21 protein-coding genes are annotated in these 20,100 nt (G+C 70.5%); 6 read left to right on the forward strand and 15 right to left on the reverse strand.

What is annotated here, in order from left to right:
- Positions 1-236: 236 nt before the first annotated feature.
- Positions 237-647 carry a DUF4190 domain-containing protein gene (locus ACIOMQ_RS24830; protein ID WP_402190364.1) on the reverse strand — a complete coding sequence of 137 codons (411 nt, stop codon included), beginning with the start codon at positions 645-647 and terminating at the stop codon, positions 237-239.
- Between the two features lie 206 nt (positions 648-853).
- On the opposite strand from ACIOMQ_RS24830, the gene ACIOMQ_RS24835 reads away from it, so the two are divergent.
- The 3 genes from ACIOMQ_RS24835 (at position 854) to ACIOMQ_RS24845 (ending at position 3,843) form a co-directional block, all read left to right on the forward strand.
- Positions 854-2,185: a sensor histidine kinase gene (locus tag ACIOMQ_RS24835; RefSeq protein WP_402190368.1), complete on the forward strand. Its 1,332-nt coding sequence runs from the start codon at positions 854-856 to the stop codon at positions 2,183-2,185.
- Positions 2,182-2,964, forward strand: a complete 783-nt coding sequence (locus ACIOMQ_RS24840) for a response regulator transcription factor (RefSeq protein WP_362199114.1) — start codon at positions 2,182-2,184, stop codon at positions 2,962-2,964. Before ACIOMQ_RS24835 ends, ACIOMQ_RS24840 begins: the two co-directional genes overlap by 4 nt.
- A gap of 525 nt (positions 2,965-3,489) precedes the next feature.
- Positions 3,490-3,843, forward strand: a complete 354-nt coding sequence (locus ACIOMQ_RS24845) for a hypothetical protein (protein ID WP_362199117.1) — start codon at positions 3,490-3,492, stop codon at positions 3,841-3,843.
- A 136-nt stretch (positions 3,844-3,979) separates the two neighbouring features.
- On the opposite strand, the gene ACIOMQ_RS24850 is transcribed toward ACIOMQ_RS24845, so the two are convergent.
- The 9 genes from ACIOMQ_RS24850 to ACIOMQ_RS24890 all read right to left on the reverse strand — a co-directional run bounded on the left by ACIOMQ_RS24850 (position 3,980) and on the right by ACIOMQ_RS24890 (position 9,485).
- Positions 3,980-4,741 carry a hypothetical protein gene (locus ACIOMQ_RS24850; RefSeq protein ID WP_362199119.1) on the reverse strand — a complete coding sequence of 254 codons (762 nt, stop codon included), beginning with the start codon at positions 4,739-4,741 and terminating at the stop codon, positions 3,980-3,982.
- A gap of 115 nt (positions 4,742-4,856) precedes the next feature.
- Positions 4,857-5,201 (reverse strand): hypothetical protein, encoded by a 345-nt coding sequence (locus ACIOMQ_RS24855; RefSeq protein WP_402190373.1) that lies wholly within the window; start codon positions 5,199-5,201, stop codon positions 4,857-4,859.
- A gap of 193 nt (positions 5,202-5,394) precedes the next feature.
- The gene (locus ACIOMQ_RS24860) at positions 5,395-6,186 is read right to left on the reverse strand and encodes a DUF4253 domain-containing protein (RefSeq protein ID WP_362199125.1); all 792 of its coding nucleotides are present in this window, start codon (positions 6,184-6,186) and stop codon (positions 5,395-5,397) included.
- Positions 6,187-6,237: 51 nt separating this feature from the next.
- The gene (locus ACIOMQ_RS24865) at positions 6,238-6,900 is read right to left on the reverse strand and encodes a maltokinase N-terminal cap-like domain-containing protein (RefSeq protein WP_362199128.1); all 663 of its coding nucleotides are present in this window, start codon (positions 6,898-6,900) and stop codon (positions 6,238-6,240) included.
- A gap of 24 nt (positions 6,901-6,924) precedes the next feature.
- Positions 6,925-7,236 (reverse strand): DUF397 domain-containing protein, encoded by a 312-nt coding sequence (locus ACIOMQ_RS24870; RefSeq protein ID WP_401266099.1) that lies wholly within the window; start codon positions 7,234-7,236, stop codon positions 6,925-6,927.
- Complete coding sequence (locus ACIOMQ_RS24875; protein WP_401266588.1) at positions 7,233-8,018, reverse strand: Scr1 family TA system antitoxin-like transcriptional regulator; 786 nt, start codon at positions 8,016-8,018, stop codon at positions 7,233-7,235. Before ACIOMQ_RS24875 ends, ACIOMQ_RS24870 begins: the two co-directional genes overlap by 4 nt.
- Positions 8,019-8,149: 131 nt before the next feature.
- Positions 8,150-8,341: a HEAT repeat domain-containing protein gene (locus ACIOMQ_RS24880; RefSeq protein WP_402190375.1), complete on the reverse strand. Its 192-nt coding sequence runs from the start codon at positions 8,339-8,341 to the stop codon at positions 8,150-8,152.
- A 66-nt stretch (positions 8,342-8,407) separates the two neighbouring features.
- The gene (locus tag ACIOMQ_RS24885) at positions 8,408-9,046 is read right to left on the reverse strand and encodes a LysE family translocator (RefSeq protein ID WP_402190378.1); all 639 of its coding nucleotides are present in this window, start codon (positions 9,044-9,046) and stop codon (positions 8,408-8,410) included.
- 16 nt (positions 9,047-9,062) lie between these two features.
- Positions 9,063-9,485 carry a hypothetical protein gene (locus ACIOMQ_RS24890; RefSeq protein WP_402128746.1) on the reverse strand — a complete coding sequence of 141 codons (423 nt, stop codon included), beginning with the start codon at positions 9,483-9,485 and terminating at the stop codon, positions 9,063-9,065.
- 128 nt (positions 9,486-9,613) lie between these two features.
- Between ACIOMQ_RS24890 and ACIOMQ_RS24895 the strand changes: the two genes are divergently transcribed.
- Positions 9,614-9,802, forward strand: coding sequence for a hypothetical protein (locus tag ACIOMQ_RS24895; protein WP_401757766.1), 189 nt, complete (start codon positions 9,614-9,616; stop codon positions 9,800-9,802).
- Between the two features lie 40 nt (positions 9,803-9,842).
- Here ACIOMQ_RS24895 and ACIOMQ_RS24900 read toward each other — a convergent pair whose 3' ends face one another.
- Positions 9,843-10,589: a DUF4232 domain-containing protein gene (locus ACIOMQ_RS24900; protein ID WP_402190382.1), complete on the reverse strand. Its 747-nt coding sequence runs from the start codon at positions 10,587-10,589 to the stop codon at positions 9,843-9,845.
- Between the two features lie 315 nt (positions 10,590-10,904).
- Between ACIOMQ_RS24900 and ACIOMQ_RS24905 the strand changes: the two genes are divergently transcribed.
- On the forward strand, positions 10,905-12,386 hold the full coding sequence (locus ACIOMQ_RS24905) for a helix-turn-helix domain-containing protein (RefSeq protein ID WP_402190385.1): 1,482 nt from the start codon (positions 10,905-10,907) through the stop codon (positions 12,384-12,386).
- Between the two features lie 57 nt (positions 12,387-12,443).
- Here the strand turns inward: ACIOMQ_RS24905 and argS are convergent, their stop codons facing one another.
- Positions 12,444-14,216 carry an arginine--tRNA ligase gene (gene argS / locus ACIOMQ_RS24910; protein WP_362199153.1) on the reverse strand — a complete coding sequence of 591 codons (1,773 nt, stop codon included), beginning with the start codon at positions 14,214-14,216 and terminating at the stop codon, positions 12,444-12,446.
- A 156-nt stretch (positions 14,217-14,372) separates the two neighbouring features.
- Between argS and lysS the strand changes: the two genes are divergently transcribed.
- A complete protein-coding gene (lysS, locus tag ACIOMQ_RS24915) occupies positions 14,373-16,157 on the forward strand; it encodes a lysine--tRNA ligase (RefSeq protein ID WP_362199156.1) in 1,785 nt (594 codons plus the stop codon).
- A gap of 197 nt (positions 16,158-16,354) precedes the next feature.
- Here the strand turns inward: lysS and ACIOMQ_RS24920 are convergent, their stop codons facing one another.
- The 3 genes from ACIOMQ_RS24920 to ACIOMQ_RS24930 all read right to left on the reverse strand — a co-directional run bounded on the left by ACIOMQ_RS24920 (position 16,355) and on the right by ACIOMQ_RS24930 (position 19,952).
- Positions 16,355-17,812, reverse strand: a complete 1,458-nt coding sequence (locus ACIOMQ_RS24920) for a DUF2637 domain-containing protein (RefSeq protein ID WP_401266116.1) — start codon at positions 17,810-17,812, stop codon at positions 16,355-16,357.
- A 236-nt stretch (positions 17,813-18,048) separates the two neighbouring features.
- A complete protein-coding gene (locus ACIOMQ_RS24925) occupies positions 18,049-18,864 on the reverse strand; it encodes a DUF3558 domain-containing protein (RefSeq protein WP_401987111.1) in 816 nt (271 codons plus the stop codon).
- 167 nt (positions 18,865-19,031) lie between these two features.
- Positions 19,032-19,952, reverse strand: a complete 921-nt coding sequence (locus tag ACIOMQ_RS24930) for a DUF3558 domain-containing protein (RefSeq protein ID WP_401757777.1) — start codon at positions 19,950-19,952, stop codon at positions 19,032-19,034.
- Positions 19,953-20,100: the final 148 nt, after the last annotated feature.

Below are 20,100 nucleotides of genomic sequence, written 5' to 3' on the forward strand. Positions count from 1 at the left end.
GAGTCCGTCGTCAGGATGGGACTCACTGTCTGATTTACGGGGTCTGATTTACGGGGTCTGTTTGACGGCGTCTGGCTTACGGCGTCGTGTTGATCTTCAACGTGGTGGTCCGGGGCCTGACGGGGCGGCCGCCCGAGCGGTGCGCCGAGCCGGGGGTGTCGCCGGCCGTGCTGCCGACTGTGCTGCCGGCCGCCGGGCAGTGTCCGGACGGCGGTCAGTGCCCGGACGGCGCCCGGTCAGTGCCCGGTGAGCTGCTGGTGGACGCACTGCTTGTATTGCTGGATGCTCTCCGGCTGGTAGCACTCCTGCGTCTTGTTGGCGTACCAGACCATGAAGACGGCGACCAGGACGGACACCACGATGGCGAGGGACGACGTCACCACGCCGGTGATGGCCTTGCCCCGGCCGATGCCGGTCCGCTTGGCCGTCCTCAGGCCGACGATGCCCAGGATCATGCCGATGCCGCCGAGCAGGCCGCCGACGAAGACGATCGAGGTCAGCAAGCCGATGATGCCCAGCACCATGGCGGCCACGGCCAGGCCGTTCCTGCCGACCGGCGGCCGCATGCCGTAGTCGGGGCCGGGGCCGGGGCCGGGGCCCTGGGGGCAGGGCGCATACGGGTCCGGCCCGGCGGCCCGAGTCGACATCGTCCGAGTCGGCACGGCCTCAGCCGGTGCCGTGTGATTCGGCGGCGTCCCTGTCCCTTGCGTGTTCATCATCCGTCCTCCCGTCAACTGGGCAGGGCACGATCCTGGCCTGCGGAGTCTCGGGTGCGCATCGCGGAAAGGCGGGAAAAACCGCTCCCTCGATCGGGGGAGGCCACCGGTGAGCCGACCGGTCATACTGGCCGATTATGACCAGGGGAATCCGGCCGTTGCTGCGCGGCTCCACGTATGCGGGTGCGCTGTTCGCCTATTGCGGCGCGTTGGCGAGCGTTCCGCTGCTGCCTTTCGCGCTGCTGCCGGTGCTGGTGTGGGGCTCCGCCCCCGAGGGGGTGCAGATTGTTCTGGCCCTGCTGGTCTGGGCCGTACTGATCGGCGTGGTCGGGCTGGCCCGCACCACGCGGCGGGTGCTGATCGCGTGCGCCCGTCGAGTGCTGAAGGTGCCGTTGCCGGCCCCGGTGGCCGTAGGCCGGTCCGCGAGCTCACCCGGCACCGGGCCCGTGCCCGCCGCGCCGGCCCCCGCCGTGCCCTGCGGTGCTGACCGTTGGCGGACTCCGGTCTGGCTGCTGCTGCACGTGGCACTGGGGTGGACGGGGGCGGTGGTGAGCGGTGTGCTGCTCCTCGCGGGCCTGACCCTCCCGGGGGGTTGGTTCCGTGCCGAGGCGGGGCTGAGTCTGTTCGGCCGGTCGGTGCGGTTGTCGGGTGGCTGGGGGACATGGGTGGTGGCGCTCGGCTGCGTGCTGCTGGCGGCGGCTGTGTGCGTGGTGGTGACGAGCGTCCTGCGGTGGTTGGCGCCGAGGCTGTTGGGGCCGTCGTCGGCCGAGCGGCTCGCGCTGGCGGCCGAGCGGGAATTGCGGCTGGCCGAACGCAACCGACTGGCCCACGAGCTGCACGACTCGATCGGGCACACGCTGACCGCAGCCACCATCCAGGCGGCGGTGGCGGGCGAGGTGCTCTCCGCCGACCCGGTGGCGGCACGGGCTGCGCTGCGCAGCATCGAGGAGTCGACCCGGGCCGCGCTGGAGGACCTGGACTACGTGCTGGGCGTGCTGCGCGAGGAGAAGGCGGAGACAGCGCCGACCCGGACCTTGGCCGACCTGCCCGAGCTGCTGGACCGGTTGCGGCACGCGGGCGCGGTGGTGGAGCCGGAGTTGTCGGGCGAGCCGGCGCAGGTGCAGGGGACCCTCTCCCGGGCGGCGTACCGGATCCTGCAGGAGGGGCTGACGAATGCGTTGCGCCACGGGGCGGGCGGTCCGATCGAAGTCCGGGTGGCGGCCGCGCCGGACGGACTGGAGCTCAGTGTGGTCAACCGGACCGGGGCGAGGACGGGCACGAGTACGGGTACGGGCGCTGATCCAGGCACGGGTACAGGCACGGGCCCAGGTGCCTTCCCGACATCCGGGCACGGCCTTCCCGGGCTGGCCGAGCGCGTGCGCCTGCTGCACGGTGAGGTCGAGGTCGGTCCGGACGGGCCGCAGCACTGGCGGTTGGCGGTCCGGCTGCCGGTACGGTTGCCGGCATGATCGGCTCTGACCCGGGTGAAGCCGTCGCGAATGGCCCCGACGCGAACGAAGCCGTCGCGACTGGCGCCGGCACCGGCCCCGCCTCCACCACCGGGCCCGTCGGCACCCCCGTCACACTCCTGATCGCGGACGACGACGAGGTGACCCGCAGCGGTCTGCGCATGTTGCTCGCGGCACGGCCGGGAATCGCGGTGGTCGGAGAGGCTGCCGACGGCGTCGAGGCGGTCGAGCAGGTGCGGCGGCTGCGGCCGGACGTGGTCCTGATGGATGTGCGGATGCCGCGTCTCAACGGGATCGAGGCCACCCGGCAACTCCTCGCCGATTCCACCGATTCCACCGATTCCGCCGAACCGCCGAAGGTCGTGGTGATCACCACCTTCGAGAACGACGGCTACGTCACGGCCGCGCTCAGCGCGGGGGCCAGCGGGTTCGTACTCAAGCGGCTGCCGGTCCAGCAGATCGCGGAGGCGGTGCGGGTGGTGGCGGCGGGGGAGGCGATCCTCTTCCCGGCGGCACTGCGCCGGATGGTCGCCGCCCGCCCGCTGGGCTCCGCCGAGGCGTTGCCGAACGCGGCGCTGACGGGGCGGGAGGAAGAGGTGCTGCGGTCGATGGCCACCGGCCTGTCCAACCCGGAGATCGCCGAGTCGCTCACGGTGAGCCTGGAGACGGTGAAGACGCACGTCGGGAACGTGCTGACCAAGCTCGGCGCGCAGAACCGGACCCACGCGGTAGTGATCGCGTACGAGTCCGGTCTGGTGGTGCCGGGGTTCGCCGGCTGAGTCGGCCTGAGGCGTCCTGAGTCGGCCTGAAGAGCCGTTGTTCAACCGATCTTGGAATATGCAGGTCGAACAGGGTTCTTGGGCGGGTGGTCTCCCGGCGGTTCAGGCATGAAGGCAGGGCCGCCCACCCGGCCCCACGGGCGTGATTCAGACGGCCCTCTCCGCGACGCTCGGCGCACCGGCTGCCGACCTGCACGCCACTGTCCGGCAGCGGCCGGGCGGACTGCTGCGCGTCTCGCGTTCTCCGGGCGCAGTACGCGCGGGGTGAGCTGTCGGCCGGGGTGGGCGCGGAACGGGCGCGGAACGGGCATGCGGCGCGCGCAGTGGGTTCGACGGTGTGCTCCGTACGCCTGCCCGCGGGGTGGTTTGGCTCAGCTCGTCGGCTTCGGCGTGCCGATGAGAGGGGGGACTGGACCGTCCGGGTTCAGGACGCCCGTGGATGCGCTGGGAAGCACGCCCCGTCGCGTCGGGCGTGTGTTGTCCGGGCACGACCGTGTCCGGACCGTCTCCCAAGGAGAGACTGACGTGACCACAATGCAGCAAGCCCGTCGCACTGGCAGGCGGGCCTTTACGGCCGGCGCTCTCGCGGCCTTCCTCTTCGTGGCCGCCCCCGTGGCTGCCTCAGCCGCCGCACCGCACACCGCCAGGGCCGGCAGCCCGGCCGCGCAGGCGCGAGAGGTCTTCAACTGCGACCAGGTCGACGCGGACCTGCCCAACCTGTTCGCACGGCAGTGCAATTCCGACCGCTGGGGCCCGGTCTCCGACTTCGACGTCGTCGATCGCAGCACCAAAGCCCGGTTCCACTGTCGGGCCGGCTGGGCCGAAGGCAGCTTGTGGCTGCAAGGGCAGGACTGCCGAAGGGCGTCCACCGGATCCTGACCCCGCCGCCCGCCCTCACCCCGCCCAGCTGGTGCACCGTCCGCACCGTCCGCGTCGGCCAAGGCGGCCGTCGGCCGGCGGTGACGGCACGTGGTCACCGGCTGGGTGGGTTCCACGGGGAGGCGGCGACAGTTGATTACGCGAGCCCACCGGCTCCAAGGTCCTCGTCCCAGCGTTCGGGGCCGGTGAGGCCGAGCAGTCGTATCTGGTGGAGCAGTTCTTCGGGGGCGCCGTGGGCCCGGAGCCGGGCGGGGGCATGACGCAGTAGCCAGGCTGTCAGCTCGGCGCACATGTCTTCCTCGTCGTGCCAGGTGCTCCAGGGGAGTTGATCTCCCCGAAGGTCGTACTCCCAGGAGGTCACGGCCTTGACCAGGTGCTCGTCGGCCGTGGGGTGATTCTGCGCCTCCCAGGTGCGGAGCCAGGGGCCGAGCGTGGCGGATGCCTCGGCGGCCAGTACGAGGACCTGGTACGCGGGCACGACGGGGTCCGGCTCGGTGAGAGTGTGGGCCCACCATGCGTGCAGGAACTCTCTTACGGCCGCGGCCTGTTCGACGGGCCACTGCTGCCACTCGGCCTGGTGGAAGGTGCGTCCGGCTTCCTCCATGCCGAAGAGGGGTTCGACGAGGCCGGTGGTGAGGGCCGCGGCGAACTGGGGCAGGATCCGGCGGAGCACGGATGCCTTGTACGTCCAGTCGGTGGCCTGCCAGGTGCGATGCAGAAGGTCGGGGTCCAGCGCCGTGTCCGGTGTCTTCAGCTGCGCGAGGTCTTCCGCACTGCCCCAGTGGCACTCGCAGTTGTGCTCGTCGGGGTGGGCGGCCATCCCGCGAAAGACAGCGGTCAGGTTGTTCAGCGCGGCTTCGAGGCGAAGTCGTGCAGGCGTCTGGGCGAGGTTCGTCATGGGCTTCGCCTTCGGGGACTCCGGGAGCTTGCGCCGCCCGAAGACAGCCAACTTACCGGGCCGGGCCCCGAGCCGCAGCTCCCCCGGGCAGGGCGCGGCAGGTCCCCTCGGAGGTTCACGGCCAGTCGACCAGGGCCATGAACGCCACCCATGCGAAGAACACGACACCGGGCGCGAGCACGGCGAGGGCGAGTCCGGCCGGCGGCCTGCGCCGGCTGAACGCCCAGCTCGTGACCAGGGTGATCAGCGCCAGCACCAGGCTGAGAGTGAGTACCGTCCACGCGGGATCGAAGCTGGTGTCGAACCGGCCGGCCTCGGGCTCCGTGCAGGAATCGCATGCCATCGGAGCGAACGCGCCGAAGACCAGGGCGAAGAACGCCAGCGGAAGCGTCACGACCGTGGAAATCAGCGAGGCGATCCAGGTGCGCGGCGCACGAGCGGCCGTGGGGACGTCAGTCATGCCAGTGAGTCAACCGAGGCTCCTCGCACAGCACATGAGTGCGCGTACTCACCCGCTGCGGGCGGCGGTCAGGCCCGTGGAGCCGCCCGCCGGTGCCGGTGCCGGTGTCGGTGCCAGTGCCGACGTGCGGTTCGCCAAGGGGTTCACCCCGGCCCGCCTTGGGGGCGGTCCGGAGCGAACCCGGCAGGTTCGCTCAGTCCCACCAGAAGGACCAGGTCTCCTGGTTCAGGATCATCTTCTCGGCGTAGACGTCCAGGTCGTACGGCGGGTTCTGGTTGATGTTGTCCGGGCAGAACGCGAAGTGCTCGGCGGCGAGAGCCCGTGCCTCGGCCAGGGTGGTCGGCGGCCGCCCGACCGAGACGGTCAGGGTGTCGAAGCCGAGCACCACGACCCGTATGCCGAAGCGGTCCTCCCAGGAGCGGAGCACGGCGCAGAGCCGGGCCACGTCTTCCTCGTAGTTGACGGGGCCCGACCAGCCGATCGCCGCCGGTATGTCGGCACTGCGCCGGGCCGGGACGAGCGCCAGCCGTGAGCCGGGGTACCAGCCGTCCGGGCCGACGCACTCCTCGGCGATCGCGACCGCCAGGTCGTCGGGGGTGTCCTGCCCCTCGGCGGCCGGGACGGGGGCCAGGCCCGGCCACTCGCCCTCGGCGGCGTCGAGCTCCTCGGGCGCGCAGTCCTCCCAGTACTCGCTGAGCACCTCCTCGGCGTCGTGATCGCCGGGGTACGACGTGCCGTCCGGGATCAGGTCCCAGGTGTCGGGCCACTGGTCACGTCTGCCGCCGTCGATCAGCACGGGAAGCAGGCCGACCGTCCGCCCGGCCGCGCGCAGCGTGCGCCATGTGCCGTGGGACGCGGGCTCGTCGGCGCACCAGAGCAGCGGCTCGTGCCAGGTGCCGTCGATCGTGGCGTCCACCAGGGAGCCGGGCGGGAGTTGGAGCCCTGACGTGGCCAGGGACGGGAGCGGGTTCGGGAGCGTCGCCATGACCAAACTGTAGGCCCGGCCACTGACAATCGGCCGGGCGCTGCGGTTCGGCTACGGGTGTGCGTGAACCACGACGAACGCGGTGCGAGCGGTGGTGCCGTCGGGCAGCGACGCGTCCGCGACCACGTGGCCGAGTGCCTGTTCCTCGGACTCCTGACCGGGCTGGAGAACGCGGTTGATGTGGATGGCCAGGCGACGTCCGTCGGCCGTCTCCACCAGGATGTCCGTACCGTCCGGGTCGTCGGTCACGGTCGTGGAGGCGATCGCCGCCTTGGCTCCGGTCTCCGCGAACCACCCGGTGACGGACGGATCGGGGGTGTCGCTCGTGCCCTGCATCTGCGGCTCGGCCTCGCCGACGATCAGTGCGAACAGCTGGGCGACGAGGACCGGGTCACGCGTCCCGTCGTAGACCCACCGCTGCCCCAGCACTCCGTGCTCGGTAGTGCCGATGAGCTCTTCGTCGGCGCCCGGGATCGGTGCGCCGCGATAGCTGAACGGCACGTGATACGTGACCGGTTGGTCGCCCGAGGTGTCGGTGGCCGCCATGAACTCGATGCCGACCTCGCCCTCCGGATCGTCCAGCCGGAATCCGCCGGACGTGGCCAACTCGGGTTGCTGCCCGGACGCGCCGCGGTACCAGGGCTGCGTGGGCAGCCAGGTGGCGAGGAGTTCCAGCTTGGTGGGTGTCAGGGTGGTGCGGTGGATGACAGCCATGGCGGTGGGATTCCTCCGGTGGGTTCAGGCGAGTCGCCGGTCGGCGGCGAAGCCGGCGAAGGCCGTCCAGGTGGTGGGGGCGACGGTGAGGACGGGGCCGTCGGGGTTCTTGGAGTCGCGGACGTGGACGGCGGCGGTGTGCGCGGCGACCTCGACGCAGGCGCCGCCTTCGCTGCCGCTGTGGCTCGACTTCTTCCAGTCGTAGCCGACTTCGAGGCACTGCCCGCCTTCGTCGCCGCTGTAGCTCGACTTGCGCCATTCGTAAGCGACTTCGAGGCACTGCCCGCCTTCGTCGCTGCTGTAGCTGGACTTGAACCACTCAAGTGCGGTGCTCATTGCTCTCCCAGCAGACGCTTCAGTAGGCCCATGGTGTCTTCGGGGGTGAGGGCCTGGGCTCGCAGCATCGCATATTTCTGGGAGAGGATGCTGATCTCGTCGGGGTCGGAGACCAGCAGGCTCCCGCGCTGTGTCTCGGAGTAGGCCACGCGCTGGAAGTCCGGTGTTTCCAGCAATGTGAAGGGGCCAGCGAGTCCCGCGTGGGTCCGGTGGTTCAGGGGCAGGACCTGGAAGCAGATACCGGGGAGCGCGGCACATTCCCGCAGGTGCCTCAGCTGCTCCATATGCCCTTCGTCGTCGGTGAGCTGGAGGCTCAGGACCGGCTCCCAGACGACGAAGCTGATGGTCGGGGGCGACGGCCGGTGCAGGATCTCACGGCGCTTCAGACGGGCCTCCGTCTGGTACGTGACCTCCTCCTCGCTGAAGGCCGGAATCCGATTGCGGAACATCGCCCTTGCGTACCGCTCCGTCTGGAGGAGGCCGGGCATGACCTGGTTGTCGTACCAGGAGAGCGCGAGCGCCTCCAGTTCGAGCTCCAGGTACTCGCCCGCCCATGCCGGAATCAGGTCGATTTCCGGCATCTGTTCGACGGCTTCCGACAACGCGCCCTTGGTGTCCAGCAGTTGGTCCAACATCAGGGCCAGGCTAGGCAGCAGAGCGCGTCTGCCCTGCTCGACGGAGGCGATCGTCTCCACCTGATGGCCGACCAGGTCAGCGAGTTGAGGCTGGGTCAGACCGGCGGCCCTGCGGAAGACGGCGACCAGCCTCCCCACGAGTTTCATGGCCGACGCGTTCTTGCGCTTCCGCTTCCTGGGGTGCATACCGAGCGAACTTCCACCCGGGCGCCCGCGTCACGCGTGCACGACCCGTACAAGAAATCTGTACGGGTTCGAGCCCGGTCGGGGCGAGGGCCTCAGGTCTCGGGTGCGCTGGACTCGACGGCCTCCCGGACCGTCGCGTCCGGGTCCTGGGAGAGGTGGTGGAGGAGTTCCGTGGTGCCACGGGGCGACCAGTTCTCGACGGCCCATACGAGGGCTCTGCGGACCTTCGGGTCCGGGTGGTCCGCGAGGTGGGCCAGTTGGTCGACCGGTCCGCGTCGGCGCATCCCGAACCAATCGACGCCAGGGCCTCTCGTTTGGGCCTTTCCCGGGGGCCCGGCCGGGCCGGGGGTTCAGTCGCTGAGGGCCAGCCGGATGCCGAAGGCGGCGATGACGGTCCCGGTGATCCGGTCGAGCAGGAGGCGGGCCCGGGGCTTGCGGAGCCAGCCGTGCAGGACGCGGGCGAAGCCGATGAGGACGGCCGACCAGATCAGGCCGATGAGGATGTGCACGGTGGTGAGCAGGAGTCCCATGGCGAAGTGGCTTGCGCCGGCGGGGACGAACTGGGGCAGGACGGCGACGTAGAAGGCACCCATCTTCGGGTTGAGGAGGTTGGTGAGCGTTCCCTGCCGCCAGCCGCCGCGTACCGAGTCCGTACCGGCGAGCAGTACGGAGTCGCTCGTGTCCGGGACGGGGCGTCCCCGGAAGGTGTCCCGGAGCATGCGGGCGCCCAGCCAGACCAGGTAGGCGGCGCCGGCCCAGCGCAGCGTCGTGTAGGCCAGGTGGGAGGCGGTGAGGAGTGCGGTCACACCGAGGGAGGTGAGCGCACCCCACAGGAGGGTGCCGGTCTGGATTCCGAGGACGACGCCCCAGGCTCTTCTGCGGCGGCCGAGCGCCGAGGTCCGCAGGATCAGAGCGGTGTCGAGTCCGGGAGTCAGGGTGAGCAGTCCTACAACCAGGGCGAAGGACCACAGAGCGGTGCTTATAACCATGGAAGGCCAGCTTACGTCAGTCGGCCGGGGCCGGGTCGTCGCGGGATCTGCGGTGGCGCAGCCAGGAGGCCGTCAGGGCGGCGGCTCCGGCGCCGAAGATCGTGACCGGGATCCAGATCCGCCAGTGGAGCGGGGACGTGGAGTCGTACGCCCAGCCGTCGCCCGCGAAGATCGTGTCACCGGCGGCCACCTCGGCGCCGGTGATCTCGCCGGAGGCCGTGCGGCCGTCCGCGAACGTCCACGTCCCGTAGCAGTGGGCGGCAGGCAACTGCCCGCCGCCCTCCACGCACTGCGTGACGTCGTGGACCGTGGCGGAGTCGCCGGTGAGCAGCTTCTGTACGCCGTCGCCGACCCACAGCGCGACGAGGACCGGCAGGAGGGCCGCGAGCGCGAGCGCGGACACCAGAGAGGCCAGTGACTTCAGCCGGGTCCGGTCCATGCGGCGCCCCCGTAGGTCGACTACGAGTCAACGTAGTTCAGTTGTAGGGCTGTTGGGCGTGGGCGTCGCGTTACGCTGCTTCCGCAGCCCGTACGGCCCGCCCTTACGCAGAGGAAACGGGAGTCACTGTGCAGCTACCGGAGACCGTTCGACGGCTGCTGCTGGACGCGCTGCGGCCCGGCCCCGATCCGCACCGGCACCTGGTGGCCAGGCATCATGCGCTGGGTGCGCTGCGCCTCGACGAGCAGCTGCGCGAGCTGCTGGAGTACCGCGAGCGGGGCCGTCCGCGAGAGCGGACGACCCCGGCGAGGCGCTGACGGATCAGTGCGTGTCGGCGGATCCGTACGTGCTGACGGATCAGTACATGAGGGCGTCGGCCATCTCGCTCTGCCAGTAGGTGACGAAGCCGTTGTCGCCCCAGGAGGTGCCGGCGGGGAGCGTCAGCTTGGCCGGGGCGCCCGTGGAGCCCTGGTTGGCCTTGCCGGTGAAGTACACCGTGAGGTGGGTGCCCTTGTGCAGCTCCTGCCCGTCGGGCTCACCGGACAGCCCGATGGACGCGTACGCGGACTGGCCCGGCTCAAGGGTGACCACGGCCTGCGGGATGCTGTCGCGGAGGACCGGGAAGGCGGCCTGGGCGTCGTCGAAGCCGAGCGCCGGTGCGTGGTACGCGTAGCAGGGTGCGGAGCCGGTGTTGGTCGCCGTGAGCAGCAGGTGGTTGATGGGGCGGCTCACCTTGGTGACGGTGACCTTGGTGTTCGAGCCGGTGCAGGTGACGGGGGACTTGCTGCCGCTTCCGGTGCTGCCGGCGCTGCTCTTCCCGCTCTTGCTGCCGCCGGTGGAGCCCTTGGAGGTGGTGGAGGCGTTCTGGGCGGGGGCCTGGGCCGTGCCGCTGCCGGTCTCCTTGGCGTCCTTGGTGTCCTTGGTGTCCTTGGCGTCCTTGGCGCCCTTGTCCGTGTGGGGGGTGGTGGCGGTGGCGTTCGCCGCCGGAGCCGCCGCGCCTGCCTTGCTGTCGTTCGCGTTGTCGTTGCCGCCGCAGGCGGTGAGCGAGAGGGCGGCCAGGAGGGCGGTCGCGGCGAGGGCGGTGGTGCGGATGTGGTTGCGCATGGTGGTGGTACTCCCCGTGTGTGGGCCGGTGATGAAGGTCGGTCAGTTGTGGCAGATCAGGACTATGACGATCGCGGCGGACACGATCACCACTCCGATGGCCACTGCGTCGATGAGCTCGATGCGGAAGTGGAATCGCACTGCGTTGTCCCGGTGGTCGCTGCGGTGTGTTCACAGATTGCGGGACCGCGGATTCCGCCCGCAACGCCGAACAGCCCATTGGGGAAGCTGGAATGCCTGCGCGTACTGTGACCTGGGCAGATTCCACGTCCCTGGAACGGTGTTCCGGGACGGACCAGGAGGGGGAACGCCGAGGTGGCGACGCCGGAGGCCGGAGATTTCGCGGCTCTGCTGAAGGAACTGAAGGACCGTTCGGGGCGCAGCTACGGAGTTCTCGCCGGGAGACTGCACGTGAGCACGTCGACGCTTCACCGGTACTGCAACGGTGATGCGGTGCCGAACGAGTACGCCCCGGTGGAACGCCTGGCGCGGCTGTGCGGGGCGAGCCCGGACGAACTGGTGGAGCTGCACCGGCGGTGGATCGTGGCGGATGCGGCCCGGCGGCGCCCTGCCACGGCTGCTCCTGTTCCTGCTTCTGCTTCTGCGGAGCCGGTGCCGGTGCCGGTGCCGGATGCGGTTTCGGGCAAGGCTTCCGACGCGGGTCCGGAGGCGGGTCCGGAGGCGGTTCGTGGTTCCGAGGAGGCCGAGGCCGGGGCAGGGGCCGGGGCAGGGGCCGGTGGCGACGCGTCCGAGATCACGCCCGAGCCCGAACCCGAGCCGGAACTCAAACCCGGACCCGAACCCGCGATCCTGGCCGGCGGGGCGAGCCGGCCCCGGCGGTTCCTGGCCTCCGCACGGGCGCGTGTGCTGCTCGCGGCCGTCGCCGTCGTCGCGCTGACCGTGCCGACCTCGATCGTCGTCAGCAAGCTGTCGGGTACGGACACGGACGATCTCAGCAACGCCCCCGTCGTGGATGCGAAGGACCCGGACGAGGACGCGCGCGTCGGATCGGGCCTCGACGCGAGCGCCACCCCCTCGCCCAGTGGGACGAAGAAGTCGGGCAAGCCCGTACCGTCCGGCTCGGCAACCGTCTCGTCACCGCCGTCCGGCGGCGCCTTCGCCACGTCCGGGAGGCACGGCACGGGAGCCGGGCCGGGTGGGCAGCAGAGCGGGGGCGTGCCGCTGAGCGCCACCATCAGCTCGTACAACTGGGAAGAGCCCTGCGGCAAGTACTACGTGCTGGATCAGAAGCCGAACGACGTGCCTCCGCCGCCCCCGCCGCAGGACACCCGCGGCTGGGCCAGGGCGCTCGGCGGGGTGGACGGCGGCAACATGCTGCTCGAAGTCACCGTGCAGGGGAAGTCGGGGCAGGCCGTCGTGCTGAACGGACTGCATGTGCGGACGCTGTCCCGGAAGGCGCCGCTGGCTTGGTCGGCGTATTCGATGGGGGAGGGCTGCGGGAGCGGCATCACCCCGCAGTCCTTCGACATCGACCTCGACGACGGCCGGCCGACCCTCACCCCGGTGGCGGGGCAGCAGGGGGATGTGCGGGTGCCGCCGAAGGACTTCCCGTTCCGGGTGTCCTCCACCGATGTGGAGGTGTTCGACCTCAACGCCCATGTCGAAGGGCACGACGTCAGCTGGTACCTGGAGCTGGAGTGGAGCAGCGGCGGCCGCGAGGGGACGCTGCGCATCGACGACGGCGGGAAGCCGTTCCGTACGAGCAGCATCAAGACGCGGCCGGAGTACAGGTACCAGTACGACACAGCCCAGTGGGAGACCATGGAGCCGAACTAGGTCTCGCCACCGGGCCGGTGCGTACGGGCGGGCGCCCCGGGCAGGGGCGCTCGGGGGTCAGAGGCGCTCGGGGGTCCGGATGCCGAGCAGCTTCATGCCCTGGTGCAGGGTGCGGGCGGTGAGGTCCGAGAGGAAGAGGCGGTTCTCGGCCACATCGCCCGGAACCTCGGGCTTCAGCACCGGGCACTGGTCGTAGAACGTCGTGAAGAGCGACGACAGCTGGTAGAGGTACGAGGCCAGCTTGTGCGGCTCGTACGCGGCGGCGACCTCGGCCACGACCTCGCCGAACTGGTCCAGGTGCAGGCCCAGCGCGCGCTCGGCCGGGGCCAGCTCCAGCTCCGGGTGCGGCTGCGGCTTCAGCTCGCCGGCCTTGCGCTTGATGGAGCGGGAACGGGCGTGCGCGTACTGGATGTACACGCTCGTGTCGCCGTTCAGCGACACCATCTGGTCCAGGTCGAACTTGTAGTCGCGCGCCGCCGACGTCGACAGGTCCGCGTACTTCACCGCGCCGACACCGACCTGCGCGCCGCGCTCGGCGATCTCCTCGTCGGTGAGGTCCTGGGCCTTCTCGCGCACGACGGCGGACGCCCGGTCGATCGCCTCGTCCAGCAGGTCCGCCAGCCGGACCGTCTCGCCCTCACGGGTCTTGAACGGCTTGCCGTCCTTGCCGAGCACCGTGCCGAAGGCGAGCTGCACGGCCTTGACGTCCTCGTTCAGCCAGCCGGCCCGGCGGGCCGTCTCGAAGACCATCTTGAAGTGCAGGGACTGCCGCGCGTCCACCACGTACAGCAGGGTGTTCGCCTTGAGGTTCTGCACCCGGTCGCGGATCGCGGAGAGGTCCGTCGCCGCGTAGCCGTATCCGCCGTTCGACTTCTTGACGATCAGCGGCACCGGGTTGCCGTCCGGGCCCTTCACGTCGTCGAAGAAGACGCAGAGCGCACCCTCGGAGCGGACGGCGACGCCCGACTCCTCCAGGATGCGGCAGGTCTCCTCCAGCATGTCGTTGTAGCCGGACTCGCCGACGATGTCGGCGTCGCGGATCTCCATGTCGAGCTTGTTGAAGACCGAGTAGAAGTAGATCTTCGACTCGTCGACGAAGCGCTGCCACATGGACAGGGTTTCCTCGTCACCCGCCTGGAGCGCGACGACCCGGTCCCGGGAGCGGGCCTTGAACTCCTCGTCGGAGTCGAAGAGCGCCCGCGACGCCTTGTAGAGCCGGTTCAGCGAGGACATGGCGGCTTCGCCGTCCGCCGCGCCGCCGTCGCCCTCGTGGGTCAGCTCGCCCGGGTGCTCGATCAGGTACTGGATGAGCATGCCGAACTGGGTGCCCCAGTCGCCGATGTGGTGGCGCCGGACCACGGTCTCGCCGGTGAACTCCAGGATCTGCACCATCGCGTCACCGATCACCGCGGAACGGAGGTGACCGACGTGCATCTCCTTGGCCACGTTCGGCTGCGCGTAGTCGATGACCGTGGTGCCCGCGGCGCTGTTGTACGGGACGCCGAGGCGGCCCTCGTCGTCCGCGTCGCGCGCGGCGAGGGTCTCGACGATCGCCCTGTCGCTGAGCGTCACATTCAGGAAGCCGGGGCCGGAGACCTCGATCTCCTTGATCAGGCCGCCTGCCGGGATCGCGGCCGTGACCTGGGACGCCAGCTCGCGCGGGTTGCCCTTGAGCTTCTTGGCGAGGGCCAGGATGCCGTTGGCCTGGAAGTCGGCCCGGTCGCTTCGTCGCAGCAGCGGGTCCGCGGTGCCGGCATCCGGCAGAGCTGCCGTCAGGGCGTCCGCCAGCTGCTGCTGGAGCGTGGAAGCGAGGGAATTGACCGAGGCCATGGGCTGGCTGCCGTTTCCGTAGGGGTACAAGGGATCACGCCCAGTATTCCACGGTGAGTAAAGCCGTTTTCGCGCTGCCGGTGGGACCTGGGAGAATGGCGGTGCCCCTACGAGTCCCACAAGGGTGTTCCTACGAGTCCTACAAGAGAGAAGGACGTGCAGACCGTGGCTCAGAGTCAGAGCAGCACCGAGACCGACTGGGTCTCCCGCTTCGCGGACGATGTCATCGCCGAATCGGAGCGTCGTGCGCCTGGCAAACCGGTCGTCGTCGCGTCCGGCCTCTCCCCGTCGGGCCCGATCCACCTGGGCAACCTCCGCGAGGTCATGACCCCGCACCTGGTCGCCGACGAGATCCGCCGCCGCGGGTACACCGTCCGGCACCTGATCTCCTGGGACGACTACGACCGCTACCGCAAGGTGCCGAACGGCGTCCCGGGGGTCGACGAGTCCTGGGCCGAGCACATCGGCAAGCCGCTGACCTCGGTGCCCGCACCGGCCGGGTCCGCGCACCCGAACTGGGCCGAGCACTTCAGGGCCGCCATGACCGCCGCGCTGGACGAGCTGGGTGTCGAGTACGACGGCATCAGCCAGACCGAGCAGTACACGGCGGGCGCGTACCGCGAGCAGATCCTGCACGCGATGAAGCACCGCGGCGACATCGACGCCGTCCTCGACCGGTACCGGACGAAGAAGGACCCGTCGGCGGCGGGTGCGGCGGGCGCGGCGGGAGCCAAGGGCGGGAAGAAGCCGCAGCAGCAGAAGAAGGTCGACGAGGCGGAGCTGGAGGCCGAGGCGGGCTCCGGCGCGGCGAGCGAGGACGACGGCAGCGGCGGCTCGGCCGGCTACTTCCCGTACAAGCCCTACTGCGGCAACTGCGAGAAGGACCTCACGACCGTCACGTCGTACGACGACGACAGCACCGAGCTGAACTACACCTGTGCGGCCTGCGGCTTCGCCGAGACCGTCCGGCTGAGCGAGTTCAACCGCGGCAAGCTGGTCTGGAAGGTCGACTGGCCGATGCGCTGGGCGTACGAGGGCGTGATCTTCGAGCCGAGCGGCGTGGACCACTCCTCACCCGGCTCCTCGTTCGTCGTCGGCGGCCAGATCGTCCGCGAGATCTTCGACGGCGTGCAGCCGATCGGCCCGATGTACGCGTTCGTCGGGATCTCCGGCATGGCGAAGATGTCCTCCAGCAAGGGCGGCGTGCCGACCCCGGCCGACGCGCTGAAGATCATGGAGGCGCCGCTGCTGCGCTGGCTGTACGCGCGCCGCAGGCCCAACCAGTCCTTCAAGATCGCCTTCGACCAGGAGATCCAGCGGCTCTACGACGAGTGGGACTCGCTGGCGCGGAAGATCGCCGACGGCTCGGTGCTGCCGGCCGACGCCGCCGCGTACGCACGGGCCATCGGCACGGCCGCCGGTGAGCTGCCGCGTACGCCCCGCCCGCTGCCGTACCGCACGCTCGCGTCGGTCGTCGACATCACGGGCGGGCACGACGAGCAGACGCTGCGCATCCTGAGCGAGCTGGACCCGGAGAACCCGCTGACCTCGCTCGACGAGGCCCGGCCGCGTCTCGACCGCGCCGAGAACTGGATCACCAGCCAGGTACCGGCCGAGGCCCGCACCATCGTCCGCACCGAGCCGGACAAGGAGCTGCTCGGTTCGCTGGACGAGCAGGGCCGGGAGTCGCTGCGGCTGCTCCTGGAGGGGCTGGACTCGCACTGGTCGCTGGACGGGCTCACCACGCTCGTCTACGGCGTGCCGAAGATGCTGGCGGGCCTGGAGCCGGACGCCAAGCCGACGCCCGAGCTGAAGGCCGCGCAGCGGTCCTTCTTCGCGCTGCTGTACCGGCTGCTGGTGAGCCGGGACACGGGGCCGCGGCTGCCGACGCTGCTGCTGGCCGTGGGCGCGGACCGGGTGCGGAGGCTGCTGGGCGCGTAGGCGGTGCTCGTACGGAGGGCCGTCACCCGGATCACCGGGTGGCGGCCCTCCGCCGTTTCCGGGCTCCAGGCTCCAGGCTCCGGGCGCCGGGCCCGCCCGTCGTCGGGTGCGGGGCGGCGTGATGCGGCGTGGTGCGGGGCAGTGGTGCGGCGTGGTGCCCGGCGCGGTGCGGTGCGGTGTGACGTGGCGCTTCGTGACTACGCGATGTGGTCCGCTTCGAGTTCCGCGTGGAAGCGGTTCTTGAACTCCGGCATCAGACGCCGGATCAGTGCCGCGCTGCGCGGGTGCCTGACGTTGTGGCCGTCCGAGACGTGTATGTCCAGGGCCTCGACGCTCGGGAAGTCGTGGTGCTGGTTCACGAACGCGGCGAACACCTCGTACGCGATCTCGGCGAACTCCGCGTCCTCCTGCGCCCACTCCGCAGGGTCCTGCTCGGGCTGAGGCATCGGCCTGGGCTCCGGCTGGGGTTCCGGTTGGTGTTCCGGCTGAGGCTCCTGCTGGTGTTCCTGCCGGGGGCCCGGCTGGAGTTCCGGCTCGGGTTCTGCGGCGCGGGGGGCCGGAACGGCGCCGATCGTGCCCACGTTGCCCAGGGGGCGGGTGCGGCCGCCGGGGCCCAGCGGGACCATGACCGGGGCGGGCTCCAGACCCTCGACGTAGGCCGGGTCGTACGCGCTCTCGTAGGCGTCGTCCGGGACCCGGGGCGCCGTGAACCACGGGCTCTCGTGCGAGCCGGGGCCCTCCTGGGGCCACTCCTCGGCGGCGGCCGGGTGGGAGGGGTGGGTGTGCTGCGGCTGCTGCTGTCCGAATTGCTGCTGTTGTCCTAGCTGTTGCTGTTGTTCCTGCTGCTGTTGTTCCTGCTCTGGCGGGTGCTGCTGCTGGGGGTCCTGCTGCGGGTGGTGTTCGGCGTACGGCAATTCGGGCGGGAACTCGTCCACTTCTGCCGCGGACAGGGCCGGGGCCGGGGGCAGCAGGACCGGTTCGATGCCCGAGGCGGCCAGGCCGGCCGCGGCGGTCTCGGCCAGCGGGACGCCGTACTTCGCCAGGCGCAGCGGCATCAAAGACTCGACGGGTGCCTTGCGGCGCCAGTTGCGGCCGAAGCGGGCCTGGAGGCGGGCCTGGTAGATCAGCCGGTCCTGTTCGAGCTTGATGACCTGCTCGTAGGAGCGGAGTTCCCAGAGCTTCATGCGGCGCCAGAGCCGGAACGTCGGCACGGGGGAGAGGAGCCAGCGGGTGAGCCGCACGCCCTCCATGTGCTTGTCGGCGGTGATGTCGGCGATCCGGCCCACGGCGTGCCGGGCGGCCTCGACGGAGACCACGAACAGCACCGGGATGACCGCGTGCATGCCGACGCCGAGCGGGTCGGGCCAGGCCGCGGCGCCGTTGAAGGCGATCGTCGCGGCGGTCAGCAGCCAGGCCGTCTGGCGCAGCAGCGGGAACGGGATGCGCAGCCAGGTCAGCAGCAGATCCAGGGCGAGCAGGACACAGATGCCCGCGTCGATGCCGATCGGGAAGACCAGCGAGAAGTCCCCGAAGCCCTTCTGCAGCGCGAGCTCGCGCACCGCGGCGTACGAACCCGCGAAACCGATCGCGGCGATGAGCACCGCACCGGCGACCACGAGCCCGATGAGTATCCGGTGGGTGCGTGTCAGCTGCATCGCGGCCACCCGCGTTCCCCTCCCCGTCTCCCGTGTCCGACGCCCGCCCCGGCGCTCTGCATGGGCGTCCTGCTTCGACTTCTGGCGGGCACAGCCTGGCACATGAGGGCGCGGCGTGTTGCGCGGGGAGGGGCGAAGCCCGGTACTCGGGGGAGGACCGGGCTTCGTGAAACCGCTGCTGGACAGGGACGTTGGGGGTGCGTTCCGCGGCGCTCCGCCGTGCCCCGCCGGGTCGGCTAGCTCGTCTTCTTGTCCGTGGCCTTCTCGCCCGACTTCGACGACCCGCCGGGCTCGGTGGACCCGCTCGGGGCGTCCGGCTTGGAGTCGGCGGTGGTGGTGGCGGCGACCGAGGCCACTGCCTCCTTCGCCGCCTTCTCGGCGCCCTTCAGGATGTCGTCGGCGGACGGGGTCTTCGCGCCCGCGTAACCCGCGCCGTTGTAGGTGAGGGTGACGACGACGTTCTCCGTACGGGCCACGATCGTCGCGTACTTGAAGTCCTCACTCGTCTTGGTGAGGTCATATGTGATCTTGGTGGCCTGCTCGCCGATACCGGGGACGGACGCCTCGGCGACCTTCTTCGCGCCCTCGGCCTCCCTGGCCTTGGCAACCTGCTTCATGTAGTCCTGCTGCGCGCGCGTGGCGCCGCTGCCCAGGGCCTGGTCCGAGTCGAAGCGGGTGAAGCCGACGTCGAGCCAGCGGTACTGGGAGCCCTTCACGCCTTTGTCGTCGAGGCCGTTCCAGGAGCAGCCGGCGCGGTACGCGGTGTCGCTGGAGTTGGCAGTGGTTCCGCCCTTGGACTTCGTCTTGGGGACCAGGGAGGTGACCGTCTTCGAGGCGATCGACTTGCACGGGTTGGGCAGGGCGGTGAATTTGGCGGGCTCGACAGTCGATTCCGACTTCTTCGCACTCGGTGCCGTGGACGACGAGGACGAACCCGACGAGTCCTTCTTGTCCTTGTCGCCGGAGTCCGACGAGCAGCCGGCGACGACGAGCATGACCGGAACGGCGGCGCAGGCGAGTATGCGGGTGAGTCGCGGGGCTGAACGGTGCATGGTTCCTTCACTCGGGTGGCGCGGCGGGCGGGCTGCCAGGGGGCGGCGGCGGACGTTCCGGCGGGTTTTCCGGAGGGCCCACGGTACGACGGACGGCGACCGGATGCCGCCTCGGTCGCGCGCTCGGCGGGCGGGGGAGCCGCCGGTCCGGATGCTCCGGGCCGGGGCTATTCGCTGAACTTGTCGACCAGCTTCTGGGCCAGCGACCGGGCCCTCTCCTGCAGTTCCTTGCTGTCGGGGACCACCGTGGAGACGGTCGGCTGCTCGGTGTACTGGATGGTCACGATGACGTTGGATGTGCGGAATACCACGCTCACCGTGCGGTTCTTCGCGGTGGAGCCTGCCCGGGTGAGCAGATCGTTGAGAAACGCGCTGTCCCCGAGGCCGTCGAGGGTGCGCGGCAGGAGGCTCTCGTCGGACCCCTCGGAGTCGCCGGAACTGCCGGCCGTACCGGTGCCGGTGTCGTCGGCCTTGCCGCCGTCGGTGCTTGCGTGGCCGTTCCCGTCGGTGCTGTCGTCCGTGGGCTCGTCCGTCTTCTTGCCCTTGGCGGCCGGGCCGGACAGGGCGTGCGAGGCGAGTCCCGACGCGGAATCCGATGCGGGATCCGTTGCGGGGAGCGTCTGCTTCTTCGTGCTGTCGGAGGTGGCGGCGTCGGCGTCCGAGGACAGACCGGCGGCGGCCTCCTTCTTCGCGTAGACCTCGCGCGCGCGGTCGTCGTCGCTCACCGAGGGGTCGTAGGAGACGACCCGCTCGAAGTCGACGAAGAGGGTGTGCGAGGAGCCGGGGGCCTCGGACTTCCAGCGGCAGCCGACCCGGCGGTCGGTGTCGTAGGTGACGGTGGCCGTGCCGTCGTAGACCTTCTGCTGCTGGTCCTCGGGGAGTTCGGCGGCGCCCGGGAGCAGGTCCTTCAGGGAGGACGGCGCAACGGCGCGGCAAGGGTCGAGGAGCGTGCGGTACTTGCCGGGGGCCGCGGCGGCGACCGTCGCCTCGCCGGGCTTGCTGTCGGGGGCGGAGCCGCCCGTTCCAGTGCTGGCACTGCAGCCGACGACAAGCGCTGCCATGAGCGCGATGCCGGGCACGTACGCCATTCGTCGCACGGTCCTGGGCTCCCTTCGTGCGAAAAACGGTTGTCGCTCGATGGCGACCGGTGGACACAATGTCTATCGCACGCGCCGCTGCGATTGCCGGTCGACCGACTCATTTGCCGACCTTGGCACCGGTTTTGCGCTTTCAGGC

The organism is Streptomyces sp. NPDC087845 (assembly GCF_044742755.1).
Taxonomy (GTDB): Bacteria; Actinomycetota; Actinomycetes; order Streptomycetales; family Streptomycetaceae; genus Streptomyces.